The sequence below is a fragment of the Achromobacter sp. RW408 genome (genome assembly GCF_003184165.1).
GTDB classification, from domain to species: Bacteria; Pseudomonadota; Gammaproteobacteria; order Burkholderiales; family Burkholderiaceae_B; genus Achromobacter; species Achromobacter xylosoxidans.
Window position 1 is genome coordinate 109,310 of record NZ_QHHO01000049.1, and the last position, 25,988, is coordinate 135,297.

The 25,988-nt window shown below is 68.9% G+C and carries 21 protein-coding genes; 18 read left to right on the top strand and 3 right to left on the bottom strand.

The features are described 5' to 3' along the window. Window positions 1-57 precede the first annotated feature (57 nt). Window positions 58-912 carry a hypothetical protein gene (locus tag DK459_RS19985; protein WP_024068980.1) on the top strand — a complete coding sequence of 285 codons (855 nt, stop codon included), beginning with the start codon at window positions 58-60 and terminating at the stop codon, window positions 910-912. A 19-nt stretch (window positions 913-931) separates the two neighbouring features. Here the strand turns inward: DK459_RS19985 and DK459_RS19990 are convergent, their stop codons facing one another. Continuing rightward, window positions 932-2,182 carry an NnrS family protein gene (locus DK459_RS19990; RefSeq protein WP_054447673.1) on the bottom strand — a complete coding sequence of 417 codons (1,251 nt, stop codon included), beginning with the start codon at window positions 2,180-2,182 and terminating at the stop codon, window positions 932-934. A 241-nt stretch (window positions 2,183-2,423) separates the two neighbouring features. Here DK459_RS19990 and DK459_RS19995 point away from each other — a divergent pair, with 241 nt between their 5' ends. The 15 genes from DK459_RS19995 to DK459_RS20065 all read left to right on the top strand — a co-directional run bounded on the left by DK459_RS19995 (window position 2,424) and on the right by DK459_RS20065 (window position 20,029). Then, the gene (locus tag DK459_RS19995) at window positions 2,424-3,683 is read left to right on the top strand and encodes a nitrate/nitrite transporter (RefSeq protein ID WP_058207323.1); all 1,260 of its coding nucleotides are present in this window, start codon (window positions 2,424-2,426) and stop codon (window positions 3,681-3,683) included. 19 nt (window positions 3,684-3,702) lie between these two features. After that, window positions 3,703-5,088: a NarK family nitrate/nitrite MFS transporter gene (locus tag DK459_RS20000; protein WP_024068977.1), complete on the top strand. Its 1,386-nt coding sequence runs from the start codon at window positions 3,703-3,705 to the stop codon at window positions 5,086-5,088. Between the two features lie 149 nt (window positions 5,089-5,237). Further along, window positions 5,238-8,993, top strand: a complete 3,756-nt coding sequence (locus DK459_RS20005; protein ID WP_110135017.1) for a nitrate reductase subunit alpha — start codon at window positions 5,238-5,240, stop codon at window positions 8,991-8,993. Further along, entirely contained in the window at window positions 8,990-10,552 is a 1,563-nt protein-coding gene (gene narH, locus DK459_RS20010) for a nitrate reductase subunit beta (protein ID WP_020927845.1), read from the top strand. The genes DK459_RS20005 and narH overlap by 4 nt, the downstream gene beginning before the upstream one ends. 14 nt (window positions 10,553-10,566) lie before the next feature. Beyond that, complete coding sequence (gene narJ, locus DK459_RS20015; RefSeq protein ID WP_020927844.1) at window positions 10,567-11,214, top strand: nitrate reductase molybdenum cofactor assembly chaperone; 648 nt, start codon at window positions 10,567-10,569, stop codon at window positions 11,212-11,214. 17 nt (window positions 11,215-11,231) lie between these two features. Continuing rightward, window positions 11,232-11,915, top strand: a complete 684-nt coding sequence (gene narI / locus DK459_RS20020; protein WP_054447510.1) for a respiratory nitrate reductase subunit gamma — start codon at window positions 11,232-11,234, stop codon at window positions 11,913-11,915. A 17-nt stretch (window positions 11,916-11,932) separates the two neighbouring features. Continuing rightward, the gene (locus DK459_RS20025; RefSeq protein ID WP_054447511.1) at window positions 11,933-12,691 is read left to right on the top strand and encodes a peptidylprolyl isomerase; all 759 of its coding nucleotides are present in this window, start codon (window positions 11,933-11,935) and stop codon (window positions 12,689-12,691) included. After that, entirely contained in the window at window positions 12,688-13,734 is a 1,047-nt protein-coding gene (moaA, locus tag DK459_RS20030) for a GTP 3',8-cyclase MoaA (protein WP_233256838.1), read from the top strand. Before DK459_RS20025 ends, moaA begins: the two co-directional genes overlap by 4 nt. Before the next feature lie 3 nt (window positions 13,735-13,737). Then, window positions 13,738-14,394, top strand: coding sequence for a carbonic anhydrase (locus DK459_RS20035; protein WP_053500338.1), 657 nt, complete (start codon window positions 13,738-13,740; stop codon window positions 14,392-14,394). Beyond that, window positions 14,391-14,888, top strand: coding sequence for a molybdopterin-guanine dinucleotide biosynthesis protein B (mobB, locus tag DK459_RS20040; protein WP_026384272.1), 498 nt, complete (start codon window positions 14,391-14,393; stop codon window positions 14,886-14,888). The genes DK459_RS20035 and mobB overlap by 4 nt, the downstream gene beginning before the upstream one ends. 100 nt (window positions 14,889-14,988) lie before the next feature. Next, window positions 14,989-16,926 (top strand): type IV pili methyl-accepting chemotaxis transducer N-terminal domain-containing protein, encoded by a 1,938-nt coding sequence (locus DK459_RS20045; RefSeq protein ID WP_024068970.1) that lies wholly within the window; start codon window positions 14,989-14,991, stop codon window positions 16,924-16,926. Window positions 16,927-16,939: 13 nt separating this feature from the next. Continuing rightward, window positions 16,940-17,611: a response regulator transcription factor gene (locus DK459_RS20050; RefSeq protein WP_006386087.1), complete on the top strand. Its 672-nt coding sequence runs from the start codon at window positions 16,940-16,942 to the stop codon at window positions 17,609-17,611. 83 nt (window positions 17,612-17,694) lie between these two features. Next, window positions 17,695-18,711 (top strand): peptidase U32 family protein, encoded by a 1,017-nt coding sequence (locus DK459_RS20055; protein WP_024068969.1) that lies wholly within the window; start codon window positions 17,695-17,697, stop codon window positions 18,709-18,711. Further along, entirely contained in the window at window positions 18,708-19,598 is an 891-nt protein-coding gene (locus tag DK459_RS20060; RefSeq protein ID WP_045953553.1) for a U32 family peptidase, read from the top strand. Before DK459_RS20055 ends, DK459_RS20060 begins: the two co-directional genes overlap by 4 nt. Further along, window positions 19,595-20,029 (top strand): SCP2 domain-containing protein, encoded by a 435-nt coding sequence (locus DK459_RS20065; RefSeq protein ID WP_024068968.1) that lies wholly within the window; start codon window positions 19,595-19,597, stop codon window positions 20,027-20,029. Before DK459_RS20060 ends, DK459_RS20065 begins: the two co-directional genes overlap by 4 nt. Before the next feature lie 41 nt (window positions 20,030-20,070). Here DK459_RS20065 and DK459_RS20070 read toward each other — a convergent pair whose 3' ends face one another. Continuing rightward, window positions 20,071-22,224 (bottom strand): ABC transporter permease subunit, encoded by a 2,154-nt coding sequence (locus tag DK459_RS20070; RefSeq protein WP_110135018.1) that lies wholly within the window; start codon window positions 22,222-22,224, stop codon window positions 20,071-20,073. Between the two features lie 95 nt (window positions 22,225-22,319). After that, window positions 22,320-23,345 carry an amino acid ABC transporter substrate-binding protein gene (locus tag DK459_RS20075; RefSeq protein WP_006386082.1) on the bottom strand — a complete coding sequence of 342 codons (1,026 nt, stop codon included), beginning with the start codon at window positions 23,343-23,345 and terminating at the stop codon, window positions 22,320-22,322. Between the two features lie 169 nt (window positions 23,346-23,514). On the opposite strand from DK459_RS20075, the gene DK459_RS20080 reads away from it, so the two are divergent. Both DK459_RS20080 and DK459_RS20085 read left to right on the top strand, forming a co-directional pair. Further along, the gene (locus DK459_RS20080) at window positions 23,515-24,654 is read left to right on the top strand and encodes an aminotransferase class V-fold PLP-dependent enzyme (protein WP_054472346.1); all 1,140 of its coding nucleotides are present in this window, start codon (window positions 23,515-23,517) and stop codon (window positions 24,652-24,654) included. 35 nt (window positions 24,655-24,689) lie between these two features. Continuing rightward, window positions 24,690-25,985, top strand: coding sequence for an O-acetylhomoserine aminocarboxypropyltransferase/cysteine synthase family protein (locus tag DK459_RS20085; RefSeq protein WP_024068964.1), 1,296 nt, complete (start codon window positions 24,690-24,692; stop codon window positions 25,983-25,985). Window positions 25,986-25,988: the final 3 nt, after the last annotated feature.

Consider the following 25,988-nt stretch of genomic DNA (forward strand, 5'->3'; position numbering starts at 1 on the left):
GTTTTCCGACCAGGTACCGGCGCGCTTCGCGCCGGGCCGCTCGATAGGGTTTCATCCATGCAAGAGAACACGTCCGCCGCGTCCCGACCGCCGGCGCCGGGCTCATCGTCGCCCAGCCAGACCTGCGCCGCGCTGATCGACGCGCTGCGCACCGACCGCGCCGCGTTGCAGTTGTGGCAAACCGTGGCGCGCCAATACCAGGACAAGCATGCCGAGGTGCTGGCGCCGCTGGAGGTCACCGAGATCGAGCTCAAGGCCAAGTTGGTGTTCTGCTTCGACCATGCCGCCAAGCAGAAGGAGCTGACCAAGGCGGAACGCCAGCTGGTGTCCGAGATTGCCGCGCAATTGGGGCAGGAGACGCTGTTCTCGATCCTGCTGGACGGCACGCCGGCCGAATGCGACATGGAGCGCCTGAAGGCGGTCTACCGCAAGCACAGCGATTCCGACATCGACGCCGAAGTGGCCGAGGAACGCGAGGCCGAGGCGGCCGACAGGGCTGCCTCGGCGCAGGCGCCGGCAGACGAACCGGCCACCGCCGTGACGTTCGCGCCTGACGCGCTGGCGCAGGCCGAGGCCTTGCTGGCCCTGGGGCCGGACGGGTTGGACGGCGTCGCCGAAGACAAGCTGGCGCTGGCCATCCCGGTGCTGCAGGAACGACTGGCCGCCTTGAACCGCGAGCTGGCCGCGTTCGAGCGCGATTTCAAGGCCGAATACCGCTTCGACCCGGAACAGCCGATCGACCCGGCCGACCTGATGGAAGACCTGGATGCCGAAATCGCCGACGTCCAGGACTACATCGGCGAACTGGAGTTCGAGCTGTCGCAGTTCGTCGACATGCAGCAGCTCAAGGCCTGGCTCAAGGCCATGAAGAAGCAGCTGGAAGCGACCCGCCGGCGCGAGGCGCGCGGCTGAGGCCGGGGCCGCCCGTATTTCAGGGCGCCCGGCGCGGTCCGGCGGGCACGATCTTCATCATCGGCGCGGCGGGCTTGGCCACGGCGTCCGCGCGCGGCCGGATCATCCACGGGAAGAAGCGCCACAGGTACAGGCCGAATCCCAGCGCCCAGGCGCCGGCCGAGGCATGCAGCAGGCCCAGCGTGGCGCTGGTGGGCAGCAGGGCAGCCAGCCGCAGCAGCGCCGCCAGGATCACCAGCGCATAGCTCAACACCATGCTGCGGTCGGCGCGCAGCGGCCGGCCCAGGTGGCCCATGGCGGTGCGCGTGGCCATGCCGATGATCAGCACCGAGAACCCGGCTATGCCGATGACGTGCGCCGGCCAGGCGGGCCGCGCCACGTAGCCGGTCAGTTGCGCCGCGCCCACCAGCAGGCCGAGGCCCAGGCCCAGATAACCCGCATACAGGATCCACAGCAGAGGCACGCGGCGCGCGGCCCACGGCTTCCAGGCCAGCCACTGCACCAGCGCCAGGACGCCGGTCACCGCGAGCAGCAGCGCCGCGGCGCGAGGCGCGCCGGCCAGCAGGCAGGCGATGGCCAGCACGCCGGCGCCCAACTGCCAATGGCCGCTGCGGGTGTGGGGCGGAATCTCCAGGCCGGCGACGGCGCGCTTGGCGAAGAACGGCAGCACGCGGCGCGCGATCAGCAGCGTCAGCACCGCCATCACCAAAAGGCCGGTGTTGAAGTAGCGCATCAGCGCCAGGTAATCGCCCGCCAGCGCGGCGCGCAGATACAGCGCGTGGGCCGCGGCCAGCGCCAGCAGCAGCAATGGCACGCCGTAGTTGCGGCGATTGCGCGTGATCCAGACGGCGCGCGCCAGGGCAATGGCGGCGCACAGGAAGAACAGCAGGTCGGCCACGGCGGCGACGGTGAACGCCGTCATGCCGGGCGCCAGGTAGGCGCCGCGCGCCACCAGCCAGACCACACACAGCGCCGCCAGGGGAGCGCCGCGCAACGGATTGCGGCCGGTCCAGTTGGCGCCGGCGGTCATCAGGAAACCGACCGCGATGGTGGCCACGAAGCCCCACAGCATCTCGTGCGCGTGCCAGGGCATGGCGCTCAGCACGCCCGTCAGCCGGGCTGGCGCGAACACCCACAGCAGCACCGAGGCCAGCGCCCAGAAACAGCCGGCCAGGTAGAGGGGGCGAAAGCCCATTTCGGTGAAGGCGCGCCAGTTCGGCCGCGCGGCGCCGTCGGCGGCGGGTTCTTCCAGGGTGAGCAGGGTGGACATGTTGGCCTTTGCGCGGATGGCCGGCGGAGCGGCCTTGAATGTGTATTTGAAATACATATTAACGCCGCCGGACGCTTTCGGCCCATCGCGCGGATTTGATCCCGCGCAAACGCGGCGGCTTTTCCGGGGTGACTAGTCACATCGGCGGCGCCGATATGGTCGGCCGGCGAATGGTGGCGGCGGGCGCGGATGCCTAGGCTTGGGGCTGTCGTATTCCGTGTGCAAAAAAGCGAGAACCACCATGGCATCAACCCACCCCTCGGCCAGCGTGCCCATGCGGGTCCTGGTATCCAGCACCTTCGCCTTCACCATCTGCTTCGCGGTATGGATGATCTTCGCGGTGCTGGGCATTCCCATCAAGACGCAGCTCGGCCTGTCCGAGACCGAATTCGGCCTGCTGGCCGCCATGCCGGTGCTGACCGGCTCCCTGGTGCGCGTGCCGCTGGGCATCTGGACCGACCGCTACGGCGGCCGGCCGGTGTTCTTCGTGCTGATGCTGCTGGCGGTGGTGCCGATCTGGCTGCTGTCCTACGCCACCGAGTACTGGCAATTCCTGGTGCTGGCGCTGTTCGTGGGCCTGACCGGCGGCTCGTTCTCGGTCGGCACGCCCTACGTGGCGCGCTGGTTCCCGCGCAACAAGCAGGGCCTGGCCATGGGCGTGTTCGGCGCCGGCAATTCGGGTTCGGCCATCACCAAGTTCGTGGCGCCGGCGCTGATCGCCGCCGCCGGCGGCGCCTGGGTGATCGTGCCGCAGGTGTACGCGGTGGCGCTCCTGGTGACGGCGATCCTGTTCTGGCTGTTCTCGGCCTCGGATCCGTCGCACCGGGTGGCCGGCGGCGCCAGCCTGAAGGCGCAATTCGCGATGCTGAAGGATCCGCGCGTGTGGCGCTACTGCCAGTACTACTCGGTGGTGTTCGGCGGCTACGTGGCGCTGGCGCTCTGGATGACCAAGTACTACATCGGCGAGTATGGCTTCGACATGAAGCTGGCGGCGCTGCTGGCCGCGTGCTTCTCGCTGCCGGGCGGCGTGCTGCGCGCCATGGGCGGCTGGATCTCGGACCGCTACGGCGCCTACAAGACCACCTGGTGGGTGATGTGGGTGTGCTGGGTGGCGTTCTTCATCCTCAGCTATCCGCAGACCCACTTCACGGTCATGACCACCGGCGGCCCGCGCCAGTTCGACATCGCCCTGGGGCCGACCAGCTTCACCATCCTGCTGTTCATCGTCGGCATCGCCATGGCCATCGGCAAGGCCTCGGTCTTCAAGTTCATCTCGGATGAATTCGGCCAGAACATCGGCGCGGTCTCGGGCATCGTCGGCCTGGCCGGCGGCCTGGGCGGCTTCATCCTGCCGATCCTGTTCGGCGTGCTGCTGGACCTGACCGGCGTGCGTTCCAGCGCCTTCATGCTGCTGTACGGCACGGTCTGCGTCTCGCTCATCTTCATGCATTTCAGTTTCCGGCCCGAAAGCGCCGCCACCGCGCGGCGCCAAGCCGCCTGACCCCAACCGGAGAACACCTATGACTTCCCATGTCCTGGCGCGCTGGGAGCCGGAAAACCCCGGCTTCTGGAAACAGACCGGCGCCCGCATCGCCAACCGCAACCTGTGGATTTCCATTCCCGCGCTGATGCTGGCGTTCAGCATCTGGATGCTGTGGAGCGTGGTGGTGGTCAACCTCGACCGCGCCGGCTTCATGCTGTCCAAGAACCAGATGTTCTGGCTGACCGCGCTGCCGGCCCTGTCGGGCGCCACGCTGCGCATCTTCTATTCGTTCCTGGTGCCGGTGTTCGGCGGCCGCAAGTGGACCGCGATCTCGACCGCCTCGCTGCTGATCCCGGCGCTGGGCATGGGCTTTGCGTTGCGCGACCCGACCACCTCGTTCCCGACGCTGCTGATCCTGGCGCTGCTGTGCGGCCTGGGCGGCGGCAACTTCAGCTCCAGCATGGCCAACATCAGCTTCTTCTTTCCCAAGGACAAGAAAGGCCTGGCCACGGGCCTTAACGCCGGCATCGGCAACCTCGGCGTGTCGCTGGTGCAGTTCGTGGTGCCGGTGGTGATCTCGATGGGCGTGTTCGGCGCCCTCGGCGGCGAGCCGCAGACGATTACCGCCGGCGACGCACAGCGCAGCCTGTGGCTGCAGAACGCCGGCTTCATCTGGGTCATTCCCATCGCGCTGGCCTCGCTGGCGGCATGGTTCGGCATGAACGACATCGCCGATGCGCGCGCCTCGTTCGCCGACCAGGCGGTGATCTTCAAGCGCAAGCACAACTGGCTGATGTGCTGGCTGTATGTCGGCACCTTCGGCTCGTTCATCGGCTTTTCGGCCGGCTTCGCCATGCTGACCAAGACGCTGTTCCCGCAGGTCGATCCGACCACCTACGCCTTCCTGGGGCCGCTGGTCGGCTCGCTGACGCGGCCGGTGGGCGGCTGGGTCTCGGACAAGCTGGGCGGGGCGCGCGTCACGCTGTTCACCTTCATCGGCATGATCGCCGCGGTGCTGGGCGTGGTGATGTTCCTGCCGCTGAACGGGCAGGGCGGCGACTTCAACGGCTTCCTGGCCATGTTCATCGTGCTGTTCGCGCTGACCGGCGTGGGCAACGGCTCGACCTTCCGCATGATTCCGGTGATCTTCCTGCGCGAGCGCACCCAGGCCGCGCACGGCAAGGGCGAGGCCGCGCAGAAGCAGGCCCTGACCGACGCGGCGCGCGAATCGGCCGCGGTGCTGGGCTTTTCCGGCGCGATCGGCGCCTATGGCGGCTTTTTCATCCCGCGCAGCTTCGGCACCTCGCTGGAGCTGACCGGCAGCGCCCAGGCGGCCCTGTATTGCTTCATCGGCTTCTACGCCACCTGCGTGCTGATCACCTGGTGGTACTACGCGCGCCGCAACGCGCCCGTGCCCTGCTGACGGCAGGGTTGGCCGGGGTGACTAGTCACTCTGCCGCGCCCGCCCTGTGCCACCGGCGAATGGTCGGCGGGGCGGGCGACCACTAAAGTGATTTTGACAGCACAGATTGCAGTACGCGCCGGCCGGGCCGGCGCTCTTGGAGAAACGCAATGAGTCATTTTCTGGACCGGTTGAAGTTCATGTCGCGGGTGAAATCCACCTACGCGGACGGTCACGGCGAAGTGGTCAACGAAGACCGCAAGTGGGAAAACGCCTATCGCGCCCGCTGGCAGCACGACAAGGTGGTGCGCTCGACCCACGGGGTCAACTGCACCGGCTCTTGCTCGTGGAAGGTGTACGTCAAGAACGGCCTGATCACCTGGGAAACCCAGCAGACCGACTACCCGCGCACCCGCCCGGACCTGCCCAACCACGAGCCGCGCGGCTGTCCGCGTGGCGCGTCCTACAGCTGGTACGTCTATTCGGCGCAGCGCGTGAAGTACCCGATGATGCGCGGCCGCCTGATGGAAATGTGGCGCGAGGCGCGCAAGACCATGGACCCGATCGCGGCCTGGGAATGGATCAGCCAGGATCCGGCGCGCGCCAGGCGCTACAAGTCGGTGCGCGGCCTGGGCGGCTTCGTGCGCACGGACTGGGACACGGCGACCGAGATGATCGCCGCCGCCAACGCCTACACCATCAAGAAGTTCGGCCCCGACCGCCTCATCGGCTTTTCGCCGATTCCCGCCATGTCGATGGTCAGCTACGCCGCCGGCGCCCGCTACCTGAGCCTGCTGGGCGGCGCCTGCCTGAGCTTCTACGACTGGTACTGCGACCTGCCGCCGGCCAGCCCGCAGATCTGGGGCGAACAGACCGACGTGCCGGAATCGGCCGACTGGTACAACTCGACCTACCTGATGGTGTGGGGCTCGAACGTGCCCCAGACCCGCACCCCGGACGCCCACTTCTACACCGAGGTCCGCTACAAGGGCACCAAGACGGTGGCCGTGTCCAGCGACTTCGGCGAAATGGTCAAGTTCGGCGACATCTGGCTGGCGCCCAAGCAGGGCACCGACGCCGCGCTGGCGATGGCCATGGGCCACGTCATCCTCAAGGAATTCCACCTGTCGGGCGCCTCGGCCTATTTCCGCGACTACGTGCGGCGCTACACCGACATGCCGATGCTGGTGCTGCTCAAGGAGCGCGACGGCTTTTACGCGCCCGATCACTTCCTGCGCGCCTCGCAGCTGGACGGCGCGCTGGGCGAACAGAACAACCCCGACTGGAAGACGCTGGTGTTCGACGAAACCAGCGGCGACCTGGTGGCCCCCAACGGCAGCATCGGCTTTCGCTGGGGCGAGGGTGCGGTCAACGGCGGCGAGAAGGTCGGCCGCTGGAACCTGGAAGCGCGCGACGGCGGCAGCGGCCGCGCGATCGAGCCGCGTCTGAGCCTGGTCGATGGCGCCGACGCCGTGGTCGGCGTGGGTTTCCCGTACTTCGGCGCCGAGCACGACGAGGTGCTGGTGCGCAACGTGCCGGTGCGCCGCATCCGCCTGGCCGATGGCAGCGAGGCCCTGGCGGCCACGGTGTACGACCTGCAGATGGCCAACTACGGCCTGGATCGCGGCCTGGGCGGCGGCAACGTGGCCACGTCCTATGACGACGACGTGCCCTATACCCCGGCCTGGCAGGAAAAGCACACCGGCGTGCCGCGCGCGCAGGTGATCCAGGTGGCGCGCGAGTTCGCCCAGAACGCCCACGATACCGAAGGCAAGTCGATGGTCATCGTCGGCGCCGGCCTGAACCACTGGTATCACATGGACATGATCTACCGCGGCATCATCAACATGCTGATGATGTGCGGCTGCGTCGGCAAGAGCGGCGGCGGCTGGGCCCATTACGTGGGCCAGGAAAAGCTGCGTCCGCAGTTCGGCTGGGCGCCGCTGGCGTTCGCTTCCGACTGGGTGCGTCCGCCGCGCCAGATGAACGGCACCTCGTTCTTCTACGCCCATACCAGCCAGTGGCGCCATGAAAAGCTGAACGTGCAGGAAGTGCTGGGCCCGACCGCCGACCGCGGCCGCTATGGCGACCTCAGCATGATCGACCTGAACGCCCGCGCCGAGCGCATGGGCTGGCTGCCGTCGGCGCCGCAGCTGCGCACCAATCCGCTGGACCTGACCGCGCAGGCCGAAGCCGCCGGCAAGGACCCGGTGGCCCACGCCGTCGAGCAGCTCAAGTCCGGCGAATTGCGCATGTCCTGCGAAGACCCGGACGATCCCGCCAACTTCCCGCGCAACATGTTCGTGTGGCGCTCGAATATCCTGGGCTCCAGCGGCAAGGGCCACGAGTATTTCCTGAAGTACCTGCTGGGCACGCAGAACGCCGTGTTCGGCGACGAGGCCGACGCCATCAAGCCGGTCGAAGTCAACTACCAGGAAGACGCGGCCGAGGGCAAGCTCGACCTGTTGACGGTGCTGGATTTCCGCATGAGCACCACCTGCCTGTACGGTGACATCGTGCTGCCGACGGCCACCTGGTACGAGAAGGACGACCTCAACACGTCCGACATGCACCCCTTCATCCATCCCTTGAGCGAAGCCGTGCAGCCGCTCTGGGAAAGCAAGACCGACTGGGAGATCTACAAGCTGCTGGCCAGGAAGTTCAGCGACATCGGCGGCCCCTACCTGGGCAAGCGCCGCGACCTGGTGCTGACGCCGCTGATGCACGACACCCCGGGGGAACTGGGGCAGGCCTTCGAGCCCAAGGACTGGAAGCTGGGCGAATGCGACCTGGTGCCGGGCAAGACCGCGCCCAACATGACCGTGGTCGAGCGCGACTACAACGACATCTACCGCAAGTTCACCTCGGTCGGTCCGCTGCTGGACAAGCTGGGCAACGGCGGCAAGGGCATCAACTGGAACACCGAGCACGAAGTGGGCGAACTGGCCGGCATCAACGAGCGCGTCGAAGAACCCGGCGTGAGCCAGGGCCGGCCGCGGCTGGACACCGCCATCGACGCCGCCGAAATGATCCTGACCTTCGCGCCCGAGACCAACGGCCACGTGTCGGTCAAGGCCTGGGAAGCGCTGGGCAAGGTCACCGGCCGCGACCACACCCACCTGGCGGTGGGCCGCGAGCACGACAAGATCCGCTTCCGCGACATCCAGGCGCAGCCGCGCAAGATCATCTCGGCGCCGACCTGGTCGGGCCTGGAAAGCGAAGAGGTCAGCTACAACGCCGGCTACACCAACGTGCACGAGCTGATCCCATGGCGCACCCTGACCGGCCGCCAGCAGTTCTACCAGGACCACCGCTGGATGCTGGATTTCGGCGAGGGTTCGTGCGTCTACAAACCGGCCATCGACACCAAGACCGTGGCGCCGATGCTGGGCCGCTATCCCAACGGCGAAAAGGAATTGGTGCTGAACTGGATCACGCCGCACCAGAAGTGGGGCATCCACAGCACCTATTCCGACAACCTGCGCATGCTGACGCTGAGCCGCGGCGGTCCCCACGTGTGGATCTCCGAGGCCGAGGCCAGGCAGGCCGGGCTGGTCGACAACGACTGGGTCGAGGTGTTCAACGTCAACGGCACGCTGACCGCGCGCGTCGTGGTGAGCCAGCGCGTGCCGGTCGGCATGTGCCTGATGTACCACGCGCAGGAAAAGATCGTGAACGTGCCGGGCGCGGAGACCAGCGGCAAGCGCGGCGGCATCCACAACTCGGTGACGCGCACCGTGCTCAAGCCGACCCACATGATCGGCGGCTACGCCCAGCAGGCCTACGGCTTCAACTACTACGGCACCGTGGGCGCCAACCGCGACGAATTCGTGGTGCTGCGCAAGATGAAGAAAGTGGACTGGCCGGAAGGCCCGCTGGTCGAAGATCCCGCCGTCCAAACGCAACAGGAAGAGAAGCAATCATGAGGATACGCGCCCAAATCGGCATGGTGCTGAATCTGGACAAGTGCATCGGCTGCCACACTTGCTCGGTCACCTGCAAGAACGTCTGGACCAGCCGCGACGGCGTCGAGTACGCCTGGTTCAACAACGTCGAGACCAAGCCCGGCATCGGCTATCCCAAGGAATGGGAGAACCAGGAGAAGTGGAAGGGCGGCTGGCGCCGCACGGCGGCCGGCAAGCTGGAACCGCGCCAGGGCGGCAAGCTGCGCATCCTGGCCAACCTGTTCGCCAACCCCAACCTGCCGCAGATCGACGACTACTACGAGCCGTTCACCTTCGACTACGAGCACCTGAAGAACGCGCCGCTGTCGCAGACGCCGCCCACCGCGCGCCCGGTGTCGGTGCTGACCGGCAAGAAGATGGACAAGATCGAATGGGGCCCCAACTGGGAAGACGACCTGGGCGGCGAATTCGCCGCGCGCAGCCGCGACGCCCTGTTCGAGGGCGTGCAGAAGGAGATGTACTCGACCTTCGAGAACACCTTCATGATGTACCTGCCGCGCCTGTGCGAACACTGCCTGAACCCGGCCTGTGTCGCCAGCTGCCCGTCGGGCTCGATCTACAAGCGCGAGGACGACGGCATCGTGCTGGTCGACCAGGACAAGTGCCGCGGCTGGCGCATGTGCATCTCGGGCTGCCCGTACAAGAAGATCTACTACAACTGGCACAGCGGCAAGGCCGAGAAGTGCACCTTCTGCTATCCGCGCATCGAGGCCGGCCAGCCGACCGTGTGCTCGGAAACTTGCGTCGGCCGCATCCGCTACCTGGGCGTCATGCTGTACGACGCCGACCAGATCGAGCGCGCCGCCGCCGTCGGCAACGAGCAGGACCTGTACGAATCGCAGCTGGACCTGTTCCTGGATCCGCACTCGCCCGAGGTGATCGCCGCGGCGCGCGAGCAGGGCATCCCGGAATCCTGGCTGGAAGCCGCGCGCCAGTCGCCGGTCTACAAGATGGCGGTGCAATGGCGCGTCGCCTTCCCGCTGCATCCGGAATACCGCACGCTGCCGATGGTCTGGTACATCCCGCCGCTGTCGCCGATCCAGACCGCGGCCGAGGCCGGCAAGATGCCGCAGCGCACGCTCGGCACCAGCGCCATGATCCCGGACGTGGCCAGCCTGCGCATCCCGGTGCGCTACCTGGCCAACCTGCTGACCGCGGGCAAGGAAGCCCCGGTGCTGCAGGCGCTGGAGCGGATGCTGGCGATGCGCGCCTACAAGCGCGCCGAGACCGTGCACGGCGAACACGACACGGCCCTGCTGGAACAGGTCGGCCTGTCAGAAGAAACCGTGCAGGACATGTACCGCATCATGGCCATCGCCAACTACGAGGACCGCTTCGTGGTGCCCAGCAGCCACAAGGAAATCGTCGAGGACAGCTTCAACGAGAAGGGCAGCTGCGGCTTCACCTTCGGCAACGGCTGCTCGGGCGGCGTCTCGGAAGGCACGCTGTTCGGCCGCAAGCCGCAGGGCAGCGAGATCTTCATCGACATGCCGAAGTCGCGCAAGAAGGCCGCGGCCTGAGACCGGAGAACATCATGAGCCTTTATCGACTGCTTTCCGCGCTGCTCTGCTACCCCGAACAGGAACTGCTGGACGCCCTGACCGAGGTCGAGGCCGCCCTGGCCGCCCATCCCGAGGCCGAGGAAACCCTGCAACCGCTGATCGGCCACCTGGCCAGCCAGGACCTGATCGCGCTGCAGGAGACCTACGTCGCCACCTTCGACCGCAACCGCGCCCATTCGCTGCACCTGTTCGAGCACGTGCACGGCGAAAGCCGCGACCGTGGCCAGGCCATGGTCGACCTGCTCGAGACCTACCGCCAGCACGGCTTCGAACCGGTGGTGTCGGAACTGCCGGACCACGTGCCGTTGTTCCTGGAGTTCCTGGGCGTGATCGACCCGGCCGTGGCGCGGGACCTGCTGGACGACGCCATCCACGTGCTGGCCGCCATCGGTTCGCGCCTGGCGCGCAACGAGAGCCCCTACGCCAGCGTCTTCGTCGTGCTGCGCGGCCTGTCGCGGGTCACGCCGCGCGAGCAGACCGCGCCGCCGGTGCGCGACATGGACGAAGCCATGGAGACCTTCGGCGCCGGCGCCGACGGCGTCGAGCCGCTGCTGCGCCCGTTCTCGGGCGACGGCGCGCAGGCCGTGCGCTTCTATCCCCGCGCGCCGGCGACCCGCTAATTTCCAGGACACGCATCATGAATTCCCTGAACCAGTTCTTCTTCGGCATCTACCCCTACATTGCCCTGACGGTGTTCCTGCTGGGCAGCCTGGCGCGCTTCGAGCGCGAGCAGTACACCTGGAAGACCGACAGCTCGCAGCTGCTGCATCGCGGCCAGCTGCGGCTGGGCAACATCCTGTTCCACGTCGGCATCCTGGGGCTGTTCTTCGGCCACCTGGCGGGCCTGTTGACCCCGGTGGTGGTGTGGGACACGCTCGGCGTGTCGCACACGCTCAAGCAGACCGTCGCCATGGTGGCCGGCGGCGTCATGGGCGGGCTGTGCCTGATCGGCCTGCTGATCCTGATCCACCGCCGCCTGAGCGACCCGCGCATCCGCAAGACCACCCGGCCCGGCGACAAGCTGTTGCTGCTGTGGATCCTGGTGACGCTGCTGCTGGGCCTGTCGACCATCGCGCTGTCGGCCGGCCACATGGATGGCGAGATGATGGTGCGCCTGATGAACTGGGCGCAGCACATCGTGACCTTCCGCAGTGGCGCCGCCAGCTTCGTGGCCGACGTGCCGCCGCTGTTCAAGGCGCACCTGTTCATGGGCCTGACCCTGTTCGTGATTTTCCCGTTCACGCGCCTGGTGCACGTGTGGAGCGGCTTCGCGTCGCTGGGTTACCTGGGCCGCGCCTGGCAACTGGTGCGCCCGCGCTGAGCGGCAAGGAGGCCGACATGCCTGTGACCATCAATGGCGTCGAACTGACCGACGCCGACATGGAACAAGAACTGCCGCTGCATGCGGACGCGCCCAACCCGATGCGCGCCGCCACCACGGCGCTGGTGCTGCGGCGGGTGCTGCGGGACGAGGCCGCGCGGCAGGGGTTGGATCTCGCTTCGGAAGACGACGCCATCGGCGTCCTGCTGGAACGCCACGCGCCGGCGCCCGAGGCCGACGAGGCGGCCTGCCGCCGCTACTACCAGGCCAATCCGCAGCGCTTCATCGTGGGCGAGCTGATCGAGGCCGACCACATCCTGTTCCAGGTCACCCCCGGGGTGAACCTGGACATGCTGCGGGCCCACGCCAGCGCGGTGCTGGCGGACCTGCTGGCCGACCCCTCCGGCTTTGCCGAGGTGGCGCGGCGGCAGTCCAACTGCCCGTCGGCGGCGGTGGGCGGCAACCTGGGGCAGCTGGGGCGCGGCGACACCGTGCCGGAATTCGAGAAGGCCGTGTTCGCCCTGCCGGCCGGCGGCCTGCTGCCGCAGGTGCTGGAAACCCGTCACGGGCTGCACATCGTGCGGGTGACGCGGCGCATCGAAGGACGCCTGCTGCCGTTCGAGCAGGTGCGCGAATCGATCGCCTCGGCCCTGGCCGCCGCCAGCCGCGACACCGCCTGGCGCCAGTACGCCAGGCTGCTGGTGGATCGCGCCGACGTGCGCGGCATCGACCTGGGCGCGGCCGAGGACGACCGGGTGTTCGGGAGCCCGTCATGAACCCCGCGCCGGCCCTGGCGGCGGTCCCGGCGGCCCCGGTCGCCACCCTGGCGCCGGCCGCGGCGCGGGGGCTGATCGACGGCTTCGGCCGCCGCATCGACTATCTGCGGGTGTCGGTCACCGACCGCTGCGACCTGCGCTGCGGCTATTGCATGCCCAAGGGCTTCAAGGGCTTCGAGGAGCCGTCCAACTGGTTGCGCCATGACGAAATGGCGCGCCTGGCGGGCCTGTTCGCCGGCCTGGGCGTGCGCCGCTTGCGGCTGACCGGCGGCGAGCCGCTGCTGCGCCGTGGCGTGGCCGACCTGGCCGCCGCCATCGCGGCGCTGCCGGGGGTGGACGACCTGTCGCTGTCGACCAACGGCACCCAGCTGGCGCGCCATGCCGCCGCCTTGCGGGCGGCGGGCGTGCACCGCCTGAACATCAGCCTGGACACGCTGGACGCGGCCGAGTTCGGCCGCATCACCGGCCGCGATTGCCTGGATGCCGTGCTGGCCGGGCTGCGGGCCGCGCGCGAGGCCGGTTTCGCGCCGATCAAGCTCAACAGCGTGGTGCATGCCGCCACGCCCGAGGCCGACGTGCGCCGGCTGCTGGACTACGCGCTGGCGCAAGGCTTCATCCTGCGCCTGATCGAGCCGATGCCGGTGGGCGATTGCGGCCGCCGCTATGCCCATGCCGACCTCGGCGAGCTGGGCGCGCGGCTGGCGGCCGACGCCGGCCTGGTGCCGGCGCTGGCGGGGCAGGGCGCGGGCCCGGCGCGCTACTGGAGCAGCGGCGGCGGCGCGCCGGCGCTGGGCGTCATCACGCCCATGTCGCGCCATTTCTGCGCCGCCTGCAACCGCGTGCGGCTGGGCGTGGACGGCACCCTCTACCTGTGCCTGGGCCAGGAAGACCAGGTGCCGCTGGGGCGGCTGCTGCGCGAGGGCGCCAGCGACGCCGACCTGGAACGAGCGATCCGCGCCGGCATCGCCGCCAAGCCGGAACGCCACGAATTCACCACCCGGCCCGAGCGCATCGTGCGTTTCATGTCGCAGACCGGAGGCTGAACCATGCGCGACATCGAACGGCTGGTGGACGGCTTCCAGCGCTTCCAGCATCAATACTACGAAGAGGCGCCGTCGCTGTACCGCAACCTGCGCGACGGCCAGCACCCCAGCACGCTGCTGGTGGGCTGCTGCGATTCGCGGGTCGATCCGGCCATGCTGCTGGGCTGCGATCCGGGCGACATCTTTACCGTGCGCAACGTTGCCAACCTGGTGCCGCCGCCCGACCGCGACCAGGGCCACCACGGCGTGCTGGCGGCGATCCAGTTCGCGGTCGAGCAACTGGCGGTCAGCCGCATCATCGTGCTGGGCCATGCCCAGTGCGGCGGCATCCGCGCGCTGATGGAGCGGCCGGCGCGCGGCGGCGAGCCGGACTACCTGGACCGCTGGATGGATATCGCCGAGCCGGCGCGCCTGCGCGTGTTGAGCGAGATGCCGACGGCGTCGCTGGCGGAACACCGGCGCGCCTGCGAGCAGGCCTCCATCCTGATCTCGCTGCGCAACCTGGAGCGCCTGCCGTGCGTGCAGCGGCGCCTGCAGGCCGGCGACCTGACCCTGCACGGCTGGTACTTCGACCTGGTGGCGGGCGCTTTGCTGGCATACTCGGCCCGGGCGGACGCGTTCCTGCCCATTGTCTGTCCCTTGTTCACGGAGCCCGCATGACCCCCGTTTTCGGCATTGCCGGCCGCTCAGGCAGCGGCAAGACCACCCTGATCGAGGCCATGTTGCCGCTGCTGCGCGCGCGCGGCCTGAAGGTCAGCGTCATCAAGCACAGCCACCACGACTTCGAGATGGAGCCGCCCGGCAAGGACAGCGCGCGTTTCCGCCAGGCCGGGGCGCAGGAGGTGATGGTGGCGTCGCCGTTCCGCTATGCCATCGTGCACGAGCTGCGCGGGGCGCCGGAGCCGTCGCTGCAAGAGCAGTTGCTGCGCCTGGCGCCGGCCGACCTGGTGCTGGTGGAGGGTTTCAAGCAGGCGGCCATTCCCCGCATCGAGGTCTACCGTCCGGCGCTGGGCAAGCCGCCGCTGCATGCCGAGGACGCCGGCTTCCTGGCGATCGTGACCGACGCGGCGCTGGCCACGGACCTGCCTTGCCTGCCCCTGAACGACCCGGCCGCGGTGGCCGATTTCATCATCCGGGCGGTGCGGCAGGGTTGAGCGGAACGACTACACTGGAGTCTGCCAGCCGCGCGGCGTGCGCCTCAAGGCTGGCAATCGCCCAACCCGCTTCAGGCACGCCCGCGCGCAAGCCCAGTCCATGACCACACCCGATTCCCCCTCCGACGCCCAGGGCCTGCCGTCGCCACGCCACCGGCTGTCGACGCGCATCGTCGCCAGTTCGCTGCTGGCGTTGATCGTGGTGCTCGGCATGATCGGCCTGACGCTGTGGCTGTCGTGGCAGCTGGAAGGCGCGGGCGCGGCCATCAACGACACCGGCAGCCTGCGCATGCGCGCCAACCGGGTCGCGGTGGAGCTGATGCGGCCCGAGGCCGGGCGCCAGGCGCGCACCGAAGAGCAGGTGCAGTTGATGGACGACACCATCGCCCGCCTGGCGCGCGGCAATCCGGCCCGGCCGCTGTTCATTCCCAACGATCCGACCATCCGCCAGCATTGGCTGGGCGTGGCCGACTACTGGCGCGACATCATGCGGCCGGCGGCAATGCGCGCCATCGCCCGCGAGGACGCGGCCGAATACCTGGAGACGCTGCCCGATTTCGTTGCCCGCGCCGACGAGCTGGTGCGCATGATCGAGCAGGACAACGCCGGCAAGACCACCTCGCTGCGGCTGTCGCAGGGCGTGCTGGCGGCCATCGCCAGCGCCGGCACCCTGGCCATGATCTACCTGCTGTACCTGTGGATCATCGCGCCCGTGCTGCGCCTGCGCGACGGCCTGCAGCGCATGGCGGCGCGCGAGTTCAGCACCCGCCTGCCGGTCGAGAGCCAGGATGAATTCGGCGTGCTGGCGCGCGGCTTCAACCGCATGGCCGACGAATTGCAGAGCCTGTACACCGGCCTGGAACAGCGGGTGGGCGAAAAGACCGCCCAGCTCGCGGCGCAGAACCGCGACATCGGCGCGCTGTACGACATGGCGGCGTTCCTGAACCAGCCCAACGAGATCGAGGCAATGTGCCAGGGCTTCCTGCGCCGCGTCATGCTGCAGTTCGACGCCGAGGGCGGCAGCATCCGCGCGCTCGACCCGAACAACGAAAAGCTCAACCTGGTGGTGTCGGTGGGCCTGTCCGAGGAACTGGTCGAATCCGAGCACTGCATGCGGGTCGACGACTGCTATTGCGGCGTGGCCACGCGCCAGGCCGGCGTCGTCGTGATCCAGGATTTTCGCCAGGCGCCACCGCAGATGGACCTGAACTGCCAGCGCGACGGCTTCGCCAGCGTGGCGGTGTTCCGCATCGTCACGCGCGACGAGGTGCTGGGCTCGTACTCGCTGCATTTCCGCAGCCAGCGCAAGCTGGCGCCGTCCGACTCGCAACTGCTCGAAACCCTGGGGCAGCACCTGGGCGTGGCGCTGGACAACCGCCGCCTGGGCGCCCAGGCGCGCCAGCTGGCGGTGGTGCAGGAGCGCGGCCTGGTGGCGCAGGGGCTGCACGACAGCCTGGCGCAGGGCTTGAACTTCCTGAACCTGCAATTGCAGCTGCTGGACGCGGCCGTCAAGCGCGGCGACCAGGCCGAGGTCGAGGAAATCCTGCCGCTGCTGCGCACCGGCGTGGACGAAAGCTACAAGGACGTGCGCGAGCTGCTCACCAACTTCCGCGACAAGCTGGGCCAGGGCGACCTGAAGGCCGCCATCCAGGACACAGTCGAACGTTTCCGCCGCCAGACCGGCATGGCCACCGAGCTGGCCTTCAGCCAGGGCGTCGGCGCGCCGCTGGCCCCGGAGCAGCAATTGCAGGTGCTGTTCATCCTGCAGGAAGCGCTGTCGAATGTGCGCAAGCATTCCGAGGCCGACCGGGTCGACGTGGTGGTGCGCAACGACCGCGATTTCAACCTGCTGATCGCCGACAACGGCCAGGGCTACGATCCGGACGAAGTGGCGCAGCGCGGCGAGGCCCACGTCGGCCTGCACATCATGCGCGAACGCGCCGCCCGGATGCATGCCTTGATTACAATGAAATCCCGGCCCGGCGGCGGCACGCGCATTGCCTTGACGTTGCCCGACGCCGAACGCCAGGCCGCCTGACCCTTTCAAGACCATGCCCATCCGTATCCTGCTCGTCGATGACCACACCCTGTTCCGTTCGGGCATGCGCCTGCTGTTGCAGCGCCAGCCCGATTTCGAGATCGTGGCCGAGGCCGGCGATGGCGTCGAAGGCCTGAAGCGTGCCAAGGAACTCAAGCCCGACGTGGTGCTGCTGGACCTGAACATGCCGGGCCTGTCGGGGCTGGAGACGCTGCAACTGCTGACGCAGGATCTGCCTTCCTGTGCGGTGATCATCCTCACTGTGTCGGAAGAAGCCGACGAACTGGGCCAGGCGCTGCGCGACGGCGCCCGCGGCTATCTGCTCAAGAACATCGACGCCGAGGCCCTGACGTCGGCCATCCGCCGCGCCGCGGCCGGCGAACCCGTCATCGCCGAGAGCATGACGGCCAAGCTGGTCGAACAATTCCGCGGCCAGGCCAGCCTGGCCGCGCAGGCGCCGGCCGGCCAGGCCGAACGCCATCGCCTGACGGCGCGTGAACGCCAGATCGTGCAGTGCCTGGCGCGCGGCGCCAGCAACAAGGTCATCGCGCGCGAACTCGACGTCAGCGAAAGCACGGTCAAGATCCACGTGCAGAACGTGTTGAAGAAGCTGAACCTCACCAGCCGCGTGCAGGTCGCGGTCTACGCCGTCGAGCACGGCCTGCACGGCGACGATCCGGCCTGAAATCGCGCGGCGTGGCGCGCCGCCGCGGGACGGTTTGATCTGCGACAAGGCCACCCGCCGCGCCGGCCCCTAGACTGGCCGGCATGCAAACCCGAACCTCCCCCCTGGAACTCGTTGCGCCGGCCGGCAGCCTGGCCGCGCTGAAGGCGGCGATCGAGGCAGGCGCAGACACCGTCTACCTGGGCCTGAAGAACGCCACCAACGCCCGCAACTTCGCCGGGCTCAATTTCACCGAAAGCGACATCCGCGCCGGCGTCGAACTGGCGCACAGCCGGCAACGCAAGGTGCTGTTCGCCATCAACACCTTCGTGCAGGCCGGCCGCGGCCATGAATGGCGCGAGGCGGTCGATGCCGCGCACGGGCTGGGCGCGGATGCGGTCATCATGGCCGATGCCGGCCTGCTGGCGTACGCCCGCGACCGCTATCCCGACCTGCGCCTGCACCTGTCGGTGCAGGGCTCGGCCACCCACACCGACGCCATCGAACTCATGAAGGAGCAATTCGGCATCCACCGGGTGGTGCTGCCGCGCGTGCTGACGCTGGCCGAGATCGCCCGCATCTGCGCCAACGTCAGCGTCGAGGTCGAGGTGTTCGGCTTCGGCAGCCTGTGCGTCATGGCCGAAGGGCGCTGCCTGTTGTCGTCGTACGCCACGGGCGATTCGCCCAACAACAAGGGCGTCTGTTCGCCCGCCAGCGCGGTGCGCTGGGTCGAGCAGGACGGCCGCCTGGATGCGCGCCTGAACGGTATCCTGATCGACCGCTATGGGCCTGGCGAGGCCGCCGCCTATCCGACGCTGTGCAAGGGGCGCTTCGAGGTCGACGGCCATGCCGACCATGCGCTGGAGGAACCGACCAGCCTGAACGCCATCGGCCTCTTGCCCAAACTGGCCGAGATGGGCGTGGCGGCGATCAAGATAGAAGGGCGCCAGCGCAGCCCGGCCTACGTCACGCAGGTGGTGTCCACGCTGCGCGCCGCGCTCGACAGCGCGCACGCCGATCCCAACCGCTACTCCCCACGTCCCGAATGGAACGCGATGCTGGCGCGCCATGCCGAGGGATCCCAAGTCACGCAAGGCGCATTCGAACGTCCATGGAAATGAAACCCAAGGCTTTCCGCATCTCGGTCGGACCGTTGCTGTACTACTGGCCGCGCCAGCGCACGCTGGAGTTCTACGCGGCGCTGGCCGACAGCCCGGCCGACATCCTCTACATCGGCGAAACCGTCTGTAGCAGGCGCCATGAACTGCGCGCCGACGACTGGCTCGACCTGGCGCGCGACCTCGCCGCGACCGGCAAGGAAGTGGTGTTGTCCGGCCGCACCCTGATCGAGACCGGCGCCGAGGCCTCGGCGCTGAGACGCCTGTGCGAGCAGCAGGATTTCATGGTCGAGGCCGGCGAGGCCGGCGCCATGCGCCACCTGGGCGGCCGCCCGTTCGTGGCAGGTCCGCACATGAATGCCTACCACGGCGGCACGCTGGAATGGCTGGCCGCGCGCGGCGCGACCCGCTTCGTGGCGCCGCTGGAAATGCACGTCAATGCGCTGGCGCGGCTGCTGGCCGAGCGGCCGGCCGGGTTGCAGGCCGAGATCATGGTGTGGGGCCGCATGGCGCTGGCGTTCTCGGCGCGCTGCTTCACCGCGCGCCACTTCCGGTTGAAGAAGGACGAGTGCGGCTTCCGCTGCATCGAGCATCCCGATGGGCTGGACATGCGCACGCGTGAATCGCGCGAGTTCCTGGCGATCAACGGCATCCAGGTGCAGTCGGCCGCCTGTCTCGACCTGCTGGACCAGGCCGCGTACCTGGCCGACATGGGCGCCGACGTGCTGCGCGTCAGCCCGCAGTCGGCCGGCACGCTCGAAGCCATCGCGGCGCTGGACGCCGCGCGCGGCGGCCGCGCGCCGGAAACGGTGCAGCCGCCGGCCGGCATCGGCCGCTGCAATGGCTATTTCCATGGCCAGTCGGGGATCGCCTGGCAGGAGGGGCTATGAGCGACAGCCGATTCGCCGTGCCGGGCCTGGTCGCGCGCCTGGGGCGGCGGTTGCCCGCGCCGCTGGTGTCGCTGCACTTCGTCGCCGGGCTGGAGTTGGCGCGGCGCCTGAACTGGCTCAGCCCGCCACCGGAACTGGAGGGCCGCAGCTTCGCCATCACCATCGAGGACCTGGGCCTGTGCAGCCGCTTCACCGTGCGCGGCGGCGCCTTTCGCCCGATGTGGAACCGCGAGCCCTGCGAACTGGAACTGGGCGCGGGCGTTGGGGAACTGCTGGCGTTGATGCGCGGCGAGACTGATGCGGACACTTTGTTCTTCCAGCGTCGGCTGCGTATCTCCGGCGACACCGAACTGGGGTTGATCGTCAAGAACTGGCTGGATGCGGCGCCGCGTCCGGCGTGGCTGGAACGGCTGGGCGCAGGGGGCCAATAGGCTTGGCCGCGAAGGCGGCACCGCGCGCGTCGGCGCGGATATCAGGAAACCGCTCCTTCCATGCGCCGCGCCACGCGCGCCAACGCCAGGCTGGCGCTGAAGTACAGCAGCGCCACCGCCAGGTAGACCTCGACATGGTAGGCACGCCAGTCAGTGCCGGCGACCACCGCCTTGGCCGCGCCCAGCACGTCGAACACGCCGATGATGCTGACCAGCGAGGTGTCCTTGACCGCGCCGACGAACACGCCCAGCGCGGCCGGCGCCGCGATGCGGCGCGCCTGCGGCCAGATCACCGTCCAGTAGGCGACGGCGGGGCGCATGCCGAGCGCGCGCGCCGCCATCATTTGGCCAGGCGGAATTGCCTGCAGCGCGCCGCGCAGCACTTCGGCCAGCAGGCAGGCGGTGTGCAGCGTCAGCGCGGCCAGGGCCATGCCGAACTTGGACACGCCGCCGCCCAGCAGCAGCGGCAGCACGAACGACGCGAACAGCAATTGCGTCACCAGCGGCACGCCGCGCACGGCCTCGATCAGCGCTGCGGCGGCGAGCGACCCGCCGGGGCTGGCGGAACGGCGCAACAGCGCCAGGCCGAAGGCCAGCGGCAGCGCGGCCAGTAGCGCGGAGATCGCCAGGATCAGCGTCACCAACAGGCCGCTCCAGCGCAACGGGCCGATGGCGCCGCCACCCCAGGGCCAACCGGCCAGCGCGGCCAGCGTGACGGCAATCATCAGCGCGATCCACGCCAGGCGTGGCCGCGCCGCGAGCCGACCCACCCCCAGCGCGACCGCCACGCCGGCGAGCAGGGCGGCGCAGGCGACCAGCGCCTGCGCGCGGTCGGCGGGCGCCATGGCGCCGAACAGCAGCAATGGCAGGTTCTCGCCCACGGCGGCCCAGCAGGCGCCCGCGGCGGCGCAGGCGGCGGGGCTGCCGCTCCAGACGGCGCGCAGCAGCGCCCAATCGAGCAAGGCCCAGCCGGCGGCGCCCAGCAGCAATGCCATCAGCGCCGATCCGAACCAGCCGCCGATGCCGCGCTTGTCGTCGTCCAGCAGGCGCAACGCGGGGCGCTCGCCCAGGCGGGCGCCGTGGCTGTCGCCGGGGCCGTGGCGGGCATGGCGCGCGTTCCAGGCGGACAGCGCGCCGCCCAGCGCCAACGCCAGCCCCAGGTAGACGGCCACGGCCAGGGTGATGCCTTCCAGCGCCAGCCCGGTCTGGGTGATGGCGGTATTGATGACGGCCATCAGTTCCTGGTAGCCGATGGCGATGGCCAGGGTGCTGTTCTTGACCAGTGCCAGGCACTGGTTGGCATACGGCGGCAGCGCCACGCGCGCGGCGTAGGGCGCGACGACGTGGCGCAGCACGCCCCAGGGGGTCAATGCCATGGCCTGGCCGGCTTCCACGAGGCCCACCGGCACCGCCCGCACGGCGGCGCGCACGATGTCGGCGATGTAGGCCGCATGGAACACCACCAGCCCGATCACCAGCGCGGCGAATTCGATGCTGGGCTGCCAGCCGCCTTGCAGGCCCAAGCCGCGCTTGACGGGCAGATCAATGGTGACGCCGGGCAACAACGCCCAGGCCAGCGCCGTGGCCGCCAGCGCGGCCCAGGGCGCGGCGCGGCCGAGGCGATGACGCAGGCGCCAGCCGAGCAGCAGGGCGCCCGCCGCCGCCAGCGCATAGGGCAGCCAGCCGTGCAGCGCCGGCAATGCCAACCCGCGGTTCGACAGCAGCACGGACGGCAGCGGCGACCACGCCTGGCGCGCGTCCGGCAGGCGCAGCAAAAGGCCGTACCAGACGAACAATTGCAGCAGTACCGGGGTATTGCGCAAGGGCGCGATGACGAGCGCGGCGGCGCGCGATGCCAGCGGCCGCGACGACAGCCGCAGCAGGCCCAGGCCGATGCCCAGCAGGGTGGCGAGCGGAATCGCCACCAGCGCGACCGTCAGCGTGTTCACCAGCCCGGCGGCGAGCGACATCCAGTAGGGATCGTCGGGCGTCACCGGCAGCAGGCTTTCCGAAATGCGGAAGCCCGCCGGCTGGAACAGGAAGCCGAAGCCGCCGCGGATGCCGCGGGCCGCCTGCGTGGCTTCGATGTGCAGCAGCAGTAGCGCCGCCAGGGCGGCAAGCCCCAGGGTCCAGGCGGCGGCTGGCCACCAGCGCCGCAGCGCGGCGTTCCAGGGCGAGGAGTGAAGGGCGATCATGTCTGTCCTGGCCTGCGCCGGAAGGGGCCGGCGGCTTCTCAAAAAGCGCGCAGGCGGGCCGTCGGCCCGCCTGCCGGCAGCGCGTGCGTGAAGGTTTATTGGAACGGCGGCGAATACAGCAGGCCGCCCTGGTTCCATTGCCGGTTCAGGCCGCGATCGAGCTTGAGCGGCGTGGCCGCGCCCAGGTTGCGGTCCCACACCTCGCCATAGTTGCCGACGGCCCTGATCACGTTGCGGGCCCAGCCTTCGTCCAGCCCGAAGCCCTTGCCGATGCCGGGGTCCAGACCCAATAGGCGGCGCACCTGGGCGTCGCTGCTTTGCGCCTGGCTGTCCACGTTCCTGGAGGTGATGCCCAGTTCCTCGGCGGCCACCAGCGCGTTGACGGTCCAGCGCACGATGGCGGTCCAGTTGGGATCGTCCTGGCGCACGAAGGGGCCGAGCGGCGACTTGTTGATGCGTTCGGGCAGGATGACGAAGTCGTCCGGATTGGCGGCGCGCGCGGCGCGGCTGGCGGCCAGCGTCGAGGCATCCGACAGGTAGACGTCGCAGCGCCCGGCGTAGAAGGCCTGCTCCAGCTCGACCAGGTTCTCGATCACCACCGGCCGATAGTTGAGCTTGTGCTTCTTGAAGTAATCGACCAGGTTCTGTTCGTTGACGGTGCCGGGCTGCACGCAGACCTGCGCGCCGTCCAGTTCGGTGGCGCTTTTCACGCCCAGCTTCTTCGGCACCAGGAAGCCCTGGCCGTCGTAGAACACGATGCCGGCCGAGACGATGCCCAGGCCCGCGTCGCGGCTGGAGGTGATGGTGGTGTTGCGGTTGAGCACGTCGATCTCGCCGCCTTGCAGGGCGGGAAAGCGCTGCTGCGAACTGAGCGGCACGAAGCGCGTCTTCTCGGGATCGCCCAGCACGGCGGCCGCCAGCGCGCGGCACAGGTCGGCGTCCAGGCCGGTCCAGCGGCCCTGTTTGTCGGCGATCGACAGCCCGGCCGAGCCCTGGCTCACGCCGCACACCAATTCGCCGCGCTTCTTGATGGCGTCGACCGTGACGCCCGCCATGGACGCGCCAGCGCAAGCCAGCGCCGCCGCCGCCCCGGCGGCCTTGAGTAGAGAGATCAACCGCATGCCGTTCCCGTATTCGATGTATGCAAGAAAGGCATGAATTCTATGGTCGCGCGCCGCAATCGTGAGCGACTGTATCGTCATATGGTTATGAGAACTTAGCCTTATCCAAATTCGCGTCATATACCTAGAATCCGTCCATACCAAGTTGCATGATTGAAGAAGGTTGCGCATGAGCTGGCAGGACGAATTCCGGGAATGGTTTCCCATCACTCGCGACAAGGCATACGCCAACATCGCTTACACCAGCCCGCTGGCGCCCAAGGTGGCCGATGGCGTGGCCGCCTTCTTCGACGGCATCACCCATGCCCGCAGCGACAAGCCGCAATGGCTGCGCGATGCCGGCGCGCTGCGCGCGCGGCTGGCCCGGCTGATCGGCGGCGACGCGCGCCGGCTGGCCTTCACCAAGAACACCACCGAGGGCCTGAACACCGTGGCGCAGGGCCTGGCCTGGCAGGAAGGCGACAACCTGGTGGTCGACGACCAGGAACACCCCACCAACGCCTTGCCCTGGCTCAACCTGCGCCGTCGCGGCGTGCAGGTGCGGGTGCCGTCGGCACGCGCGCACCGCTATACGGTCGATGACCTGTGGCAGCACGTCGACGCGCGCACGCGGCTGATCGCGGTGTCGTGGGTGCAATACGGCACGGGCCTGCGCACCGACATCGCCGAGCTGGGCCGGCGCTGCGCCGAGCGCGGCATCTGGCTGGTGGTCGATGGCATCCAGGGCGCGGGCCTGTTGCGCGCCGAGGTCGATGCGTGGGGCGTGGACGCTTTCGCCTGCGGCGCCCACAAGGGCATGCTGGGGCCGCTGGGCGTGGGCCTGCTGCACGTGTCGCCGCGCCTGCTCGACGCGCTGGATCCGCCGTACGTCGGCCCGTCGGAAATCACCACGCTCGACAAGACCGGCCTGCAATGGCAGGTGGGGGTGTCCGACGCGGGCGACGCCCGCCGCCTGGAAACCGGCAACCTGAACTATCCCGGCATCGCCGGCTGGGCCGCGGCGCTGGACCTGATCGAATGGGCGCGGCCCGAACGCATCGAGCCATGGGTACTGGAGCTATCCGCTGCATTGAGCGACGGTTTGCGCGCCCAGGGCCTGCAGGTGGTATCGCCGGCCGACGCGGCGCTGCGCAGCACCACCACCGCATTGCGCGTGGCCGATCCGGCCGCGGCGCTGGCGCACCTGGCCCGCGAGGGTGTGGTGGCCAGCATCGTGGAGTATGGTTACGTGCGCCTGTCCGTCGGCGCCTATAACAATCATGGGGACGTCGACCGCATCCTGCGCGCCGCGCGCGGGTTCGCCGCCTGATCCTATTACCGATAACGCATTTCGAGGAGCACCACATGACCGAACCGAAGAAGCCCGAGTGGCGGCTGGAAACCATTGCCGTGCATGGCGGCTACAAGCCCGACCCGACCACGCGCGCCGTGGCCGTGCCGATCTACCAGACCGTGGCCTACGCCTTTGACGACACCCAGCACGGCGCCGACCTGTTCGACCTGAAAGTGGCGGGCAACATCTACACCCGCATCATGAACCCGACCACCGACGTGCTGGAACAGCGCGTGGCGGCGCTGGAAGGCGGCATCGCCGCGCTGGCGCTGGCTTCGGGCCAGGCCGCGGTGACCTACGCCATCCTGACGATTGCCGAGGCGGGCGACAACATCGTCTCGTCCAGCACGCTGTACGGCGGCACCTACAACCTGTTCGCCCACACGCTGCCGCAATACGGTATCACCACGCGCTTCGCCAACCCGAGCGACCTGGCCGCCTTCGAGGCGCAGATCGACGAGCGCACCAAGGCCATCTTCGCCGAGTCGGTCGGCAACCCGCTGGGCAACATCACCGACATCGCCGCGCTGGCCGAGCTGGCCCACCGCCACGGCCTGCCGCTGATCGTCGACAACACCGTGCCCTCGCCGTACCTGCTGCGCCCGATCGAGCACGGCGCCGACATCGTGGTGCAGTCGCTGACCAAGTACCTGGGCGGCCACGGCACCAGCCTGGGCGGCGCCATCATCGACTCGGGCAAGTTTCCGTGGGCCGAGCACAAGGCCCGCTTCAAGCGCCTGAACGAACCCGACGTCAGCTACCACGGCGTGGTCTACACCGAAGCCTTCGGCCCGGCCGCCTACATCGGCCGCGCCCGCGTGGTGCCGCTGCGCAACACCGGCGCGGCGATCTCGCCGTTCAATGCGTTCCAGATCCTGCAAGGCATCGAGACGCTGGCGCTGCGGGTGGACCGCATCGTCGAGAATGCGGTCAAGGTGGCCGGCTACCTGCGCGAGCATCCCAAGGTCGAGTGGGTCAACTACGCCGGCCTGCCGGACCACCCGGATCACGCCCTGGTGCGCAAGTACCTGGGCGGCAAGGCGCCCGGCCTGTTCACCTTCGGCGTGAAGGGCGGCCGCGAAGCCGGCGCGCGCTTCCAGGATGCGCTGCAACTGTTCACGCGACTGGTCAACATCGGCGATGCCAAGTCGCTGGCCACGCATCCGGCGTCCACCACCCATCGCCAGCTCAATCCCGAAGAGCTGCAGAAGGCGGGCGTGCGCGAGGAAACGGTGCGCCTGTCGATCGGCATCGAGCATATCGACGATCTGCTGGCCGATCTGGACCAGGCCCTGGCACAGGTGTAAGCG